Below are 10,804 nucleotides of genomic sequence, written 5' to 3' on the forward strand. Positions count from 1 at the left end.
TGGCTGCGGCACGTCGCGCAGCCGGGCGGATGTTCGGCGGTCGGACGCCCAAGCCGCCCGCCGGACGGCAACCCACCACACCCACGCGCAGACCCGCCCGCAGCCGAACCCGAAGCGCCAAACCGCGACACTCACGCGTTCTGGCCTGGGTCGCTCGCACGTCGCGCGCGGCGTTCTGTCGAGTCTTTCGACGCCGGCCACCTGAACAGTCCTCGCCCGCCACGAACGCCAAGCCTTCCGGCCGCAAGCCGCTGCCGGAGATGAAGCCGGGCACGCCAAAGCAGCGCCCGAGCAAGAACCCCCAACCAGTGAAGGGAGACACCACCATGTCCAACGCACCCATCGAGAACGCCGCCGAAGCCATCACCGCGATCGGCTCGTGGGAGCCGGAGAGCATCACCGAGGTCGACAACTTCCTGCAGGACCTCGGCCAGCTCTACGAAGCGCTCGCTGTCACGCAGGCGAACCTCGCGCAGCGGTTCGCCTCTGACCTGCCGATCGGTTCCGCCGTGGTCGAGCACCTGTCCGAGTTGGCCTCGGCCGCCGGGTCGCTGACCGACCACGCCAGCCAGGCACGCGGGATCTTCCGCCAGCAGCACGCCGATGAGTTCGAGCGCCTCGAGAACCCCCGTCCACGCGAAGAGCTCTGGGACGTCCAGACCAACCGGTAACGACAGAAGGGAGGAGACCATGAGTCGCACGACAGCACGGCCAAGCCTGCTCGCCACGCCGTGGCGCTGGTCGGTCATCAGTACCCCGGTTATCGCGGCGTTCGCGCTCTACACCGCCGGAGCCGTCCTCGACGTGGTGCGAGTGAGTGCCTTGTACGTTGCCGCGGTCGTTGTCTGCGCGCTGATCGGCACCATCGCCGCGTGCCGGCGGGCCGACCCTGGACGGTTCGCCAGCACGTATGCAGTGATGGTCGTCACCGCTGCCGGAGCGTGGTTGGTCTGGACGACGGCGACCACGGCGTGGTCGATGCGGGCTGTCACCGGGCTGTCGTGCGGGCTCGGCCTGCTCGGCCCGCTGTGGTTCCTGGCCCGCCACACCCACTACCGCAAACGCTTCAAGGAGGAAGAGGAGCTACGCCGACGCAGGGAGGCCGCAGAGGCTCGCCGTTGGCCGGACCTCCTGGCGATGCTCGGTATGCCTGGCATCGTCCAGCGGGATCGGGTCGAGCATGGCCCTGGCTGCTACTCGCTTCGCCTTCTGCTCCCCGTGGACGGGAAGGTCAAGTACGCAACCCTGCGGAACAAGACCGAAGAGATCGAGATCGCCGCCGGTCTGCGGTACGGGGCGCTCTACGTGGAGCGTGGCAGCACGGCAGCCGACGTGTGGCTGCACCTCAACGAAGTCGACGTGCTGTCCAAGACGATTCCCATCCCTCGCGACAACCGGCCGCTCACGATCAACGATCCCTTGCCCCTCGGCGTGTACGAAGACTCCACCCAGCTGGAGGTCCCGATGCAGGGACGCGCGTCCAAGACGGTCGGTCTGCGCGGCAAGGGCAAATCCAACCTGATCAACGTCAAGGTCACAGGACTCACCCGCTGCGTCGACGCAGTCGTGTGGATGATCGACGGCAAAGGCGGACGCACCGCCCGGCCGTGGCTCCAACCATGGTTCGAAGGGCGTACGCATCGACCGGTCATCGACTGGGTAGCCACCACGCCAGCCGAGATCTCCCGCATGCTGCTCGCGGCAACGGCCGTGATCGACCACCGCGCCAACAGCGGAGCGGGCGGTGACAAGATCACACCCACGCCGCAGCTTCCCGAGATCATGATCCTCTGCGAAGAGGTCGCGCTGATCTTCGGACAACACGATGTCAGCAACGCCACGAACGCCCGGCTCGGGTTGAAGATCGTCCAACTCGGCCGCTCCGAGGCCGTCAGCGTCGACCTGGTCGCCCAACGCGGAACCGTGACCATGCTCGGGTCCGGCGACCTCAAGTCGCAGTTGGAGAACACGTTCGGGCTCGGCGTCGCCGACGCCAACGACGCCCGGTACATCTTCGGCGACACCAAGATCGCCGCCGACCTCGCCAAGCTCGAACATCCCGGCACCATGCTCGTCCAAGCCGGACAAGACACCCGCATCCTGCCCGCCAAAGCCTGGTGGGTCGCCTACGAAGAGATCGGCGGACCAGGCGGCATCGCCGAACGCAACACCCCCATCGGCCCCGACCTGGACGCCGGCTCGGCCGCAGCCGCCCACGCAGCCGGCAGATACCACGACCGGTGGAGCCACGAACGCGCCGGACACCTCATGCCCGGCGCCCAACCCCAACCCACCACGACCTACCAGCCGCCGACCGAACCGCAGACGACCGCCGAGAAACTCGGCCTCGAACCGTCGACGCTGATCCCGTCCCCGTTCCGCCGAGACGAGCAGCAGCCGAGCCAGCCGGGCAATGGCGGTACAGCGAAGGTGCCGCCGATCCTCGCGGCCGTCGACGCGGTCTTCCGCAAGCGCAACGTCGATCGGCTGCACACCACGTTCCTGCTCGCCGAGCTGCGCCCGGAGCTGTCCAGCAAGCGGCTTGGCATGCTGCTCGCCGCGTGTGGTGTCCAGCCCACCATGCACCCGTTCACCGAGGACGGACAGCGCGGCCGGGGCTACCTCCGGGCAGACGTCCGCTGGGCACTGCGGCAGTACCTCAGCGGCGCGGCAACCCCGCCCGAGGTCGCGATGACGTGGCCCGGCGGGAGCCCGGAAGGGCTCGACGATGTGTGACACGATCCGTGCGCCCATCTGTGCAGCGCACATATCAACCCGTGCGCCGCACGGATCGGTGCACGGATCCAAACCAGTCGATGACCAGGGCGGACAGTCGAAATGTCCGGGTGCACGGATCACGGATCGGATGCCCCGAACCCCGCGAAACAAGGCCGATTCCGAGGTCATCGGCCCTTCCGATCCGTGCGCACGGATCGATCCGTGCAGCCGCGCCGAGGAGGCGATCGCATGACCGCCAGGCCCGACGACCGCCGGCCGCTGAAGGTGACCTACGAGATCCTCGTCGTACGCGGCGAGGAGGCGAAGCTGCTCCGGCGTCGCCAGGCGGACGCGATCCGCGCCCTGCTGGTCTGGCTCACGGAGGAGGAAGACGGCGGAAGTACGGCAGCGTGAGGTGTTGACGATGTATGAACAACGCGCCTATCTTGTTCACATGCCGCCGACCAAGACGCCCAACACGCCGACACGCGGTATCCGGGTACCCGATCACGAATGGGAGATCTTCCAGGAAGTGACCGCCGCCAACGGGGAAACCGCGTCAGCCGTCGCGCGCCGGCTGTTCCGAGAGTACGTCCGCGAGAACGATCCCGAAGCCTACGCACGACTCCGGGAAGCTGCCGCGAAGAAGGGAGGCAGACATGCTTGAGTCTGTGGAACAAGCGATTCCCGCCGCAGCGGCGATGATCCCGATCGCCTGGGCGGCTCGCGTCTCCGACAAGGACTCGCAGGACCCAACGCTCTCGCTGCCACGTCAGCTCAATCGCATCCGTGAGGCGCTGCCGTCCAACGTGGTGATCGTGGCGCACTTCTGGGACGTCGAGTCCGGGCGGATGGACCTGGATAAGCGCGGGCACGGCACCGACCACACCGCGTTCGACATCAAGGTTCCCAGGGACGGCGGCGTGCAGGACTTGCTTTCCGAGGCAAAGGACGCGAACCGGCGCTTTGTCGCCGTCGTCTGCGAATCAGTTGATCGGATCGCCCGCGTCACCTACTTCGGAACCAAGATCGAGTACGAACTGGAGCAAGCAGGCGTTCCGCTGCTCGCGCTGGACGAAGGCGTAAGCCCAGAACAGCTCTCACAGGCTCTGCAAGGCATGGGCAGCAGCCGGCCGAGGAAGGCCGGAACCGTCCTGACTCGGCGGATGAAGCAAGTCATCTCCGAGTGGTACGTCCTCAACATGCTGGAGCTGTCCTGGGGCGGCTCCGTCGAGCACACCAAGCAGGGTTGGAACATCGGCAAGCCGCCGTACGGGTACAAGGCCGCGAAGGTGCCGCACCCCGTACCCGCCCGCCGCGCTGAAGGGCGAACGAAGCACCGGCTCGTACCCGACCCCGTAACCGGGCCGGTCGTTACGTACATCTTCGCGCTCCGAGCAGGTGAGCGGCTCGGGTACGACGACATCGCCGAACGGCTGAACGCCGACCCCGACCGATACCCGCCGCCCGTCCCACCAGACCCCGCGCGGGCACGCGGGCGCTGGACCTGGTCCTCCGTACGCGAGCTGCTGCACAACCCGAAGTACACCGGGTACATGGTGTGGAACCGCCGCGCCCGGAAGAAGGGCGGACGGAACAACCCGCCGAGCGAGTGGACCTGGTCGCCCCAGCCCGTACACGAACCGCTGGTCACGCGGGAGCAGTTCGAGAAGGCCGCTGAGATCGCCAAAGAGCGCGAGCGCACCCGTACGGGTACAGCCGCGAACGCGCACCCGGACACCAGGTACACGTACCTGCTGCGCTCCTACGTCGTGCACGAGGACTGCGGCCGGCGGATGTACGGCAAGACCGAGAGGTGCAACGACAAGTACACGTACCCCTACTTCCTCTGCTACCGGAAGACCCAACGGGATACGGGCAAGGCGTGGGCCGAGGAACATCCCACCTGCGTCCGCGTCCGGGAGAAAGCACTCAACGACGCCGTACACGAGTTCTTCGCAACACGGGTTTTCGGACCAGAACGGCAGCAGTTGTTTGCCGACGCCCTCAAAGCCGTCACCCACGACGACAGCGCCGAGCAGGAAAGACGGCACCGCACCGCAGCCCTGCACAAGCTGATCGCCGACATCCGCGCCAGGCAAGACCGGGTACTCGACGAGATCGAGGACCTCGACGACGACATGGACGAGGACACCCGCAAGGCGTTCCGGCAGCGGCTGCGCGAACGCTTCGCCGACCTCGCGAAGCAGCTCAAGACACGCCAGGCCGAGCTTGAGCAGCTCGCCGCCCAGCCAGCCCAGACCGGCCGCCAGGACGCGAGCCTGCTCGACCGGCTACCCACGCTCAGCAAACACCTCAGCAAGGCGCCCGAGCAGCTCCAGCGCGACCTGTACGACGCACTGAGGCTCCAGGTCGTCTACAGTCACAGGCGCAAGGAAGCGCACCTGAAAGTAACCATCACCGATGAATCCGCCGAAACCCTGACCACCGCGACTCGCGCCACGGCAGCCGGGTTTGCGGATCTGTTGAGTGCCCCTGTTACAGCGCTACTCGAACCGGCCTGGACTACTGGAAGGGCTGGTCAGCGTGCTGGAGCGTCTCCAGCGTAAGCGCTTGATTCCGCCGGAAGATCCCGGCGATACCCCACCACAACCACCACAGCCGTCGAGTGACCACGACGAGTGATCCGCTCGACCGGCGGTCTGAGGCTCGGCGCAGCCGGTTTCGGACACCACCCATCCCCAGGTCGGCCGCACCGGCCGACCTGGGGATCACCCACAACTTCATATGGAGGAACAGCCATGGAACAGCACCCCAACCAAGGAGGTGATCTTCAGGACACCCCAGAACCAACCAGCGCCACCGATGCCGAGCACAGCGAGTCTCGTGAGCACGTCGAGGCAGGTCTTCAGCCGCGGATCTACGCCGCCAGCGTGCACGACTTCAACTTCGGCATCCAGCACGGCGTGTGGCTCGACGCCGACCAGCCGCCCGAGGAGCTGCTGGCCGGTATCGAGACGATGCTCCGAACCTCGCCAATAGCCCGCGAGTTCGGTCTAGCCACCGACGAGTGGGAGATCCACGGCCACAGCGGCTTCGCCGGGCTCGAGGTCGGTCCGGACCACTCCTTGTCCGACGTCTCACGACTGGCCCGCGGCCTGGTCGCGCACGGCGAGGCCTACGCCCACTGGGCGGCTAGCACCGGCCTGGACAACGCCGTCCAGCTGAACCGCTTCGGCCAGGCCTACGTCGGCCGGTGGGAATCGCTCGACGCCTTCGTCGACCACGTACTGGATGACCTCGGCGCGCCGACCTACATCGCCAACGCACCCGAGTCGTATCGCCGACACCTGCGGCTGGATCGCCAGGCGCTCGCTGCTGAGCTCGAAAGCCAGCTGCACATCGCCCGCGGCGGCGACGGCGTGTACGTCTTCGACCCGTCCGAATGACTCAGCAGGCGGCACTTCGTCGGTGCCGTGCGGCCGCAACCGTCATCCCGTCAGAGGGATGGCCGGCCGCACCAACACCGAGGAGGATTCCGTGTCGGAACCCACATCCGGTCGAGGCACCGGCATCAAGACGCTGGCGCTTCGGCTACCTGACGCCATCCACGCTCGCTTCGCGCTGGTCGCCCAGGTCGAGGACCTGTCGCTGGCCGACGCTGGCCTGAAGGCCGTCGAGCTGTACGTGGCTCAGAAGCAGCAGGAAGGCGACTTCGCCGCCAAGGCCCAAGCCATCGTCGACGAGATCGAACGAGAGGCTGAAGCCCGCCGCAGCGCCATCCAAGGCCTGTTCGGCGCGTCCGACCAGGACGATGCGACGCCTCTCTCCAAGGGACGGGCCAAGCGCCACCCGAGCGGCCAGGCCGAGTAGTCGCGGAGGCGCGACCTCGCCAAGGGAGTGGAGCAGTGCCCAACGCACCTGCTCCACTCCCGAACAACAAAACCTCCACGCCAGACCGTGTTTCCCGAGGGCGGGCGATCGGCCTGGTGTGGAAGCGGACCCGCCCGCCAGGCAACCAAGCCATCAGGGTCCGGAAACGAGCAGCCATGCTGAGTGCCATCGTCATCCCGGCCGATCCGGGACAACCAGTCGCTATGGAGCACCTCGCCAAGGACGACTTCACCGCTTACCGGCGTCTGGTCGGTGGGCATCTGGAGGTCGTCAACCTGGAGCGACCGGCCGCAAGCCTCTACCTCAACGAGGAAGGCAAGCTCCTCGAGCTCCCACTTAACGCACGGGCTACAGCGCTGGCCTGGGTGCACAACACGACGATCCGCGGGCGCGACGTCATCGTCGGCGACGCCTTCATCCTCGGACCAGCCGACGAGGAGGGCTCCGACACCACGACGCCCGACGACCTCGTGGACCTGCTGTTCAGCACCGAGCGGTACCAGGTCCAGTTCCAAAGGGCCGACAACGATGGCTGGGACGTCGACAGCGAGGTCTTCACGGACTGGCATGAGGCCTACATCCCCGGCCTCCGCCTCGTGCACTGGCGACGGTTTGTCAACGACGTCCGGATCCTGCCCGAACCCTTGGGTGAGCTAAGCAAGAGGTGAACCTCAACCGAGCCGGTTCCTGGGCTCGGCTCCCCGCGGGAGACAGCGAAGAATGCTGCCCCCCGCTCCACCCAGCTAACAGGACCTGCCGCTTTCCATGCTTTAGATTACTGTTGCGCCTCCGTTGTTCTCGATAGAAGACTCAGAATAATACGATTCGTGGACTCAGCCTGTCGAGCCATCGCATCACGTTGAGGCTCCGCAACAGTGGGGTCGAGCGCATCCTCGACAAAGTGCGCGAGATGTATTAGTTCCAGATCAAGATCTGGATGTAGTTTCGAGAATAGTGGCGACAGTCCAATACAGATACCTTCAAGGGCTCGCACTGACGCCCCATCCGGCGCACATAGGATTGCGCTACGAAGTGCGTCCGCAAGGTGTGATAACTTGAGAGCAAAGATGCCCTCATTCGCGTCGCGTGGAAAATCAGTCATTCCATTTCAGTTTACCACACAATCATCCCCCGGGGATTACAAGGCTTCCGATTAGTGATCGGGTCCTGTGTAGTACCCTCTGTCTTCATTGAAGAACTCTCCGGGCCTACCGGCGTCCGGACCATAGTGATTGTGGTCGGCGTTGAAGCCCTCGGGATCGTCGGAGAAGTCACCGTCCGCGATTAGGGTGTGCCCATCGCGCGGACCACCTGGAACACCGACTTTGAACGAAAACACGCCCTTGTGTCCAAGGATCACGCCGACCTCTGGCGGCTCGGGGCGAGCAGGTGTCCAGAAACTCTGCCCGGGTTTCGGGTGATTCAGGTGTGCTGGCTGACTCCCGAGCGCGTCGCGCGAAATGTCAGGGTTGCCGCATGCCACGGTGTACCTCCTGCGTAACCGGCGGACAGATGTGACGCCCATAGTACATACGCTCATGTCCGCGTCCGATGGTTTCGGGGAGGAAGCAACGATGGCGCAGAGCGACCTGTCAGAGGTGATCGACGCGTACTGTCGTCGACAGGGCCTGATCGCTCCGCCCCCTCTCTTGAAGGCTCATGCCGCAGGTCATACGGAGGTTGACACTCTTCTATACCGACCGGACCCGGATACAACCCGTCCGCCGAGCGTTGAGTGGGCTATTGATCTGATCAATGCCAGCCCGTGGCCCTTGCCGCCCAATCTTGTTCCGCTCTTGCCGGTCGACGATGCATCGTTCGCGTGCGTCGTGGCGGCCACCCACGACAGGCCGGATCTACCTGGGGCTGGCGCTGTCGTGCGATGGCACATGAACGTCGGGGAGCCGCGACATCAGGCTGGGATGCTCGATACGGCCGCCGATGACTACGTCGATTCTGTCGCCGCCGAGCTTCGAGCGCGGCCCATCGGCTTGCGCCGGATGCTGGACGAGATCGGCCCCGCGTACGGATCGGAGTTTATTGATCAGGATCGACGACCGCGTGACTTTGTAGTCCGTCCTGTTCGCCTTGCCTGCCAGAATGTCATCGTCGGCCTGGCCGCGTTTGCGCACGATTCAACCATTGATGGCATGTCTGTGGTCGCCTGGCAGACCTGCGAGGTCCCTCACGTGGGGACGCATGAGGGTAATCGCGCACTGGCCGCTCTCATGCTGTGCGATGCCTTCCAAAGCGGTGGGACCATGGAGATTCGATTTGATCGGGCTCTGCGTATTGAAGGGTCGCACGCGAAGGTCGACGTCCGCTATCAGGGACACCCCGAGATGTGCGTTCCCGCCAGCCTCCGCCGCTTTGGACGTACCCGAGGCCTGGAACTCGGACGGGAGGACCCGGCTTGCATCAGTCCGGCCGAGGCCAGAGATCTCTTCCTCGCGGTTACCCCGATGCCTCCGGACCTGGCGGACCGGGCTCGCGAGGTTGTCGCGCTCGGGGTTACGACTCCAGAACGGCTGTGCTTCACACTGCTCTCGCAGACCTGGAGGGAAATCGAGCTTGACTTCATGTTGGCGGTCTCGGAGCGTGCGGGCTCGATACTAGACGGCGGTGCAACTTGGCGGCGTCGCCCGGATCGCCAAGCTGAGTCAGCAGTTGCTAGGGCGGCGCTTATCTTGGGGATGCTCTTCGGACGGCTCAACACCAAGGATGCCGCTGGCACGGGGGTCGAAGCGCGTGTCCTCGAGGACCACAAGGTCGGTATCACCTGGGAGATCGACGCAGATTGCGCTGCCGTTATGTTCCGCGGGCTTGCCGCCTGCCAGCTACCGTGGCAGGCCCGAGACATTCGGCTCGAGGCTGGGTCCGAGCTGGTCGTCCTGCCTCGCCACGAAGTAGATGACGAAGACATCCGCCTGGCCGTGGGCCTCCGCGACAAAGGTCTTGTCGCTCTCGCGGTCCCTGCTGATGCCGATGTCGATGCTCTGCCCGATGGCGTGCTGGTCGTTCGATGCCCCGACCGACTAGGTGAGCTTGATCACCAGATCGACGGACGGCTCCTACGATCGCGAACGGCGCGAGCATGACTGTCGAGCGCGCGCTTCTGGTACGAGTGCCTGGGGATTCCGCCGTTGCCGCTCTACTCGCCGACATTCGCGGAGCATACGCACGCGCTGCCAAGGCCCTGCCTGGCGATCGGACGGACATCAGTCGGTATGAGCTGGTCTCATCCCAGCTCGAGATCCTGGCGCATCGCGCTTACGCAGCCGGTGCAGCGACACTGTCCATTCCAACCTCTGACGTTGACTCGACGGCTGTAGTCGAGAGCCTGACTGATCCACGACTACCTCAGGTCGCTAGTACTGCCATCGACGAATGGATTCGATCCGGCGACGTCGCGGTCGAGTTGCGGCGCCCTTTCAACGCTGGGAGCACTGAGCATAAGGCGGCGCCGGTACCGGCGCGGTCACCAGCCGACCGCTGGCTTGCACCGACCGGCGTCGTGGGGAAGCGGGCTGTCGCGCTTCGATTTCGACAGCAGGTCGAGAGCGTTCTGGACGGCGCACCCGGCGCTGTTGTCAGCCCCGGCGGCGTCTCGCACGGCGTCATCACGGAGGTCCTACGCGAGTACGTAACCAGAGCTGGCCGCCCGGTTCAGGCTCCCATCGTCTACCGGGACGGCTCGGAGGCTCGGCCCTTCCCGCTTCGTGCGACGCAGATGGTTGAGGACATCCCAACGAGACTGTGGACTGAACTGCGCTTCGCGCTCCTGTCCATACGCCATATCGAGATGGACGTCGAAGTCGACGGCGCGTGGCTCCGCAACGCTGACATTTCACGGCTGCGCCCCGCTGGAGAAACCGATGAACTGGCGTTCGAGCTCAGCTGCCGACAACTGGGCCAGCTGTGCGAGACCGGGCCGTGCCTCATCTACATGTATCAGACGGGCCTTCAGCCAGCGATCGTCGGGTTCTACCGAGCCGTCACTCTGCATCTGATCAAGAACCCTAACTCTTTGGCCGTTGTGCCGATGTTCTTCCGACAGCCTGGCACTGAGAGCGGCTCGCACACGATGTTCTCCCAGGGAAGGCCGTGGGCAGTATGAGCGAACCGGGCCAGCGTGGCATCTCTAGGACTGTGATGCGCGACGTGCGCTGCAAGGACTGTCTGCGTGAGATGGCCAACGTCGCTTCGCCGGCCGACAGCCACTTTGAGTACA

General features: G+C 65.3%; 10 protein-coding genes. All 10 read left to right on the plus strand.

Annotated features, from left to right (window positions below):
* Positions 1–326 precede the first annotated feature (326 nt).
* The 10 genes from ACYVF6_RS35985 (at position 327) to ACYVF6_RS36030 (ending at position 10,690) form a co-directional block, all read left to right on the plus strand.
* Positions 327–671, plus strand: coding sequence for a hypothetical protein (locus ACYVF6_RS35985; RefSeq protein ID WP_460528084.1), 345 nt, complete (start codon positions 327–329; stop codon positions 669–671).
* Between the two features lie 19 nt (positions 672–690).
* Complete coding sequence (locus ACYVF6_RS35990; RefSeq protein ID WP_460528086.1) at positions 691–2,736, plus strand: hypothetical protein; 2,046 nt, start codon at positions 691–693, stop codon at positions 2,734–2,736.
* A gap of 231 nt (positions 2,737–2,967) precedes the next feature.
* Positions 2,968–3,132 (plus strand): hypothetical protein, encoded by a 165-nt coding sequence (locus ACYVF6_RS35995; RefSeq protein ID WP_460528088.1) that lies wholly within the window; start codon positions 2,968–2,970, stop codon positions 3,130–3,132.
* A 10-nt stretch (positions 3,133–3,142) separates the two neighbouring features.
* A complete protein-coding gene (locus ACYVF6_RS36000) occupies positions 3,143–3,385 on the plus strand; it encodes a hypothetical protein (RefSeq protein WP_460528090.1) in 243 nt (80 codons plus the stop codon).
* Positions 3,378–5,288, plus strand: coding sequence for a recombinase family protein (locus ACYVF6_RS36005; protein WP_460528092.1), 1,911 nt, complete (start codon positions 3,378–3,380; stop codon positions 5,286–5,288). The genes ACYVF6_RS36000 and ACYVF6_RS36005 overlap by 8 nt, the downstream gene beginning before the upstream one ends.
* Before the next feature lie 192 nt (positions 5,289–5,480).
* Positions 5,481–6,128: an antirestriction protein ArdA gene (locus ACYVF6_RS36010; RefSeq protein WP_460528094.1), complete on the plus strand. Its 648-nt coding sequence runs from the start codon at positions 5,481–5,483 to the stop codon at positions 6,126–6,128.
* Positions 6,129–6,186: 58 nt separating this feature from the next.
* Positions 6,187–6,552: a hypothetical protein gene (locus tag ACYVF6_RS36015; protein ID WP_460528096.1), complete on the plus strand. Its 366-nt coding sequence runs from the start codon at positions 6,187–6,189 to the stop codon at positions 6,550–6,552.
* 176 nt (positions 6,553–6,728) lie between these two features.
* Entirely contained in the window at positions 6,729–7,241 is a 513-nt protein-coding gene (locus tag ACYVF6_RS36020; protein WP_460528098.1) for a DUF3846 domain-containing protein, read from the plus strand.
* Between the two features lie 906 nt (positions 7,242–8,147).
* Entirely contained in the window at positions 8,148–9,671 is a 1,524-nt protein-coding gene (locus ACYVF6_RS36025) for a hypothetical protein (RefSeq protein ID WP_460528100.1), read from the plus strand.
* The gene (locus ACYVF6_RS36030; RefSeq protein WP_460528102.1) at positions 9,668–10,690 is read left to right on the plus strand and encodes a hypothetical protein; all 1,023 of its coding nucleotides are present in this window, start codon (positions 9,668–9,670) and stop codon (positions 10,688–10,690) included. The genes ACYVF6_RS36025 and ACYVF6_RS36030 overlap by 4 nt, the downstream gene beginning before the upstream one ends.
* Positions 10,691–10,804: the final 114 nt, after the last annotated feature.

Source organism: Flindersiella endophytica (assembly GCF_054779015.1).